The 296-nt window shown below is 59.8% G+C and carries 1 protein-coding gene; it reads left to right on the top strand.

Translation table 11 applies throughout. The features are described 5' to 3' along the window. Positions 1-292 (top strand): conjugal transfer protein (locus E0D98_RS26395; RefSeq protein WP_131891619.1); only part of this gene is annotated, 292 nt, incomplete at its 5' end. Positions 293-296 lie beyond the last annotated feature (4 nt).

Here is a 296-nt window from a genome sequence, read left to right as displayed (position 1 = left end):
TGCCGTGGCAGCAACCTGTCGGGCAGGTGCTGCCGCAGAAGCCGGCAGCAAAGCCGCCTGGGAGCGGGCGCGCACAGCCAGCCAGGCATGGTCACAGCGAGAAAACGACGTCGCCTCCTCCCTGCAGTCCTGCCTGTCCCGCATTAAGGACGTCAGCATCACTCTTCCGCAATTCCCCAGCCTGGACAAAATCCTTCGCGATCTGGAAAACCAGGTCTGTGATGCCGTCGTGGATCGGGTGAATGAACATCTGCCGGGGAATATCGACCCCTGGAAAGACTATAACCTTTGAACAG

Origin of the sequence: Escherichia sp. KCJ4928 (genome assembly GCF_004352695.1) — a bacterium.
GTDB lineage: Bacteria > Pseudomonadota > Gammaproteobacteria > Enterobacterales > Enterobacteriaceae > ECMA0423.
Note: the sequence above shows the minus strand (reverse complement) of the source record. Positions and strands in the feature narration are given on the sequence as shown.